2 protein-coding genes are annotated in these 2,474 nt (G+C 63.8%); one reads left to right on the top strand and one right to left on the bottom strand.

All coding sequences use genetic code 11. The features are described 5' to 3' along the window. The coding region (locus A2I95_RS31400; RefSeq protein ID WP_291736128.1) for an FAD-dependent oxidoreductase at positions 1–1,971 on the top strand (1,971 nt) is incomplete at its 5' end. 133 nt (positions 1,972–2,104) lie between these two features. On the opposite strand, the gene A2I95_RS31395 is transcribed toward A2I95_RS31400, so the two are convergent. Beyond that, positions 2,105–2,474: permease (locus A2I95_RS31395; protein ID WP_291736126.1), on the bottom strand; the 370-nt coding region annotated here is incomplete at its 5' end.

The following is a 2,474-nucleotide window of genomic DNA, read 5'->3' as shown; positions in this document are numbered from 1 at the left end:
CTGGCCAAGGGCGCGCGCATGGCCGGGGCCAAGATCTTCGAGGACACCAAGGTCACCGATATCGAGATCGAGGACGGCAAGATCCGTGCCGTGATCACCGAACACGGCCGGATCGAATGCGAAAAAGTGATCTGCTGCGCGGGCCAATGGACCCGCACTTTTGCCGAGCAGTTCGGCGTCAACGTGCCGCTGGTGCCGATGGAGCACCAGTACATGGTCACCGAGCCGTTCGAGGGCGTGCCGTCAAACCTGCCGACTCTGCGCGACCCGGACCGGCTGACCTACTACAAGGAAGAAGTCGGCGGGCTGGTGATGGGCGGCTATGAGCCGAACCCGATCCCCTGGGCCACGGACGGTATTCCGCAAGGCTTCCACTACACGCTGCTCGACAGCAACTTCGACCATTTCGAGCAGCTGATGGAGCAGGCGCTTGGCCGGGTCCCGGCACTGGAACACGCCGGCATCAAGACCCTGACCAACGGGCCGGAAAGCTTTACTCCCGACGGCAATTTCATCATCGGCGAGGCACCGGAGCTGAGCAATTTCTATGTCGGCGCTGGCTTCAACGCTTTTGGTATTGCGGCAGGTGGCGGCGCTGGCATGGCGCTGGCGGAATGGGTGAAGAACGGCGAGCCGCCGTTTGATCTTTGGTCCGCCGACATCCGCCGCTTTGGCCGTCCGCATTTCGACACCGACTGGGTGCGCACCCGCACAGAGGAGGCCTATGGCAAACACTACACCATGGCCTGGCCGCATGAGGAACACGACAGCGGGCGCCCCTGCCGCAAGTCGCCGCTTTATGACACGCTGAAAGCACAAGGCGCTTGTTTCGGCGAGAAACTCGGCTGGGAACGCCCGAACTGGTTTGCCGATGCCGACAGGGGCGAGACGCCCAAGGACCTCTACAGCTTCGGTCGTCAGAACTGGTTCGAGGCAGTGGGGCGCGAGCATAAGGCCGCGCGCGAGGCAGCGGTGCTGTATGACCAGACGTCCTTTGCCAAATTCGCGCTGAAAGGCCCGGATGCGCTGGCCGCGATGAACTGGATCTGCGCCAATGACGTGAACAAGCCGGTGGGATCGCTGATCTACACCCAGATGCTGAACAGCAAGGGCGGCATCGAATGTGATCTCACGGTGGGCCGCGTCGCGCAGGACGAGTTCTACATCGTCACCGGCACCGGCTATGCCACCCATGACTTTGACTGGATCCGCCGCAACATTCCCGACGGCATGAACTGCCAGCTGTTCGACATCACTTCCTCCAACGCGGTGCTGTCGCTGATGGGGCCGAAAGCGCGCGACATCCTCTCCGCTGTCACCCGCGACGATGTCTCCAACGACGGCTTCAAGTTCGGCTCCATCCGCACCATTGGCATTGCCGGCTGCCCGGTGCAGGCGCTGCGCGTGACCTATGTGGGGGAACTGGGCTGGGAACTGCACCTGCCGGTGGAATACGCCCAGACCGTTTATGCAGCGCTGATGGAGGCGGGTAAACCGCACGGGCTGGTCAATGCCGGCTACCGCTCGATCGAATCCCTGCGCCTGGAAAAGGGCTACCGTGCCTGGGGCTCGGACATCGGCCCCGACCACACCCCGTTCGAGGCCGGGCTTGGCTGGGCGGTGAAGCTCAGGAAGGACATCCCCTTCAAGGGCCGCGCCGCCGCCGAAGCGCAGAAGGCAGAGGGCGTCAAGAAGATGCTCGCCTGTTTCACCACCGATCCCGGTGTGGTGCTCCTGGGCCGGGAAACCATCTACCGCAACGGCAAACGCGTCGGCTGGCTGACCTCGGGCGGCTATGGCCATACCGTCGGACAGTCCATCGGCTACGGCTACATCCGCAATCCCGAAGGCGTGGACGCCGACTACGTGCTGCGCGGGAATTACGAGCTGGAGGTCGCCACCAAGCGGGTCCCCTGCAAGGTCCAGATCAGTCCGCTCTACGACCCGTCGATGAGCCGGGTAAAGGCCTGAACCGGCACGCCAGGGCGGGGCAAAGCCACCGGCTTACCGCCCCTCCCGTTTGCATCCGGAGGGGTGAAGCGGGCGCTGCCTTAGGCGGCGCCCACCTGTTAGGACCCGGGTGTGCGCGGACCCTGGGATTGGATCAGACCGCGTGCCAGAGCTGGAACAGCAGCCCCACGGAAAAGGCACCGCTGAGCGATAGACCGAGGTACAGCGCAAAGACCTGCGGGCGGGCCAGCGCCCAAACGGCCATAGCTGCAGGGATTGAAGTCACGCCGCCAGCCACCAGAAAGGAAAGGCCTGCCCCCGGCGCCATGCCCTGCTCAATCAGTCCGCCAACCAACGGCAGCGCCGCATAACCGTTCAGATAGGCGGGGACACCCACCAGCGTTGCGGTAATGATCGGCAGCAGGCCTTCGCCGCCCAAGGCGGAAGTCACTGTTTCGGCCGGTATCCAGGCCAGCATCAGGCTTTCCAAAATGAAGGCCAGCAGCAGCCATTTGGCTAGGAAC

The sequence above is a fragment of the Leisingera sp. F5 genome (assembly GCF_001593695.1).
This window is presented reverse-complemented; position numbering and strand designations above follow the sequence as displayed.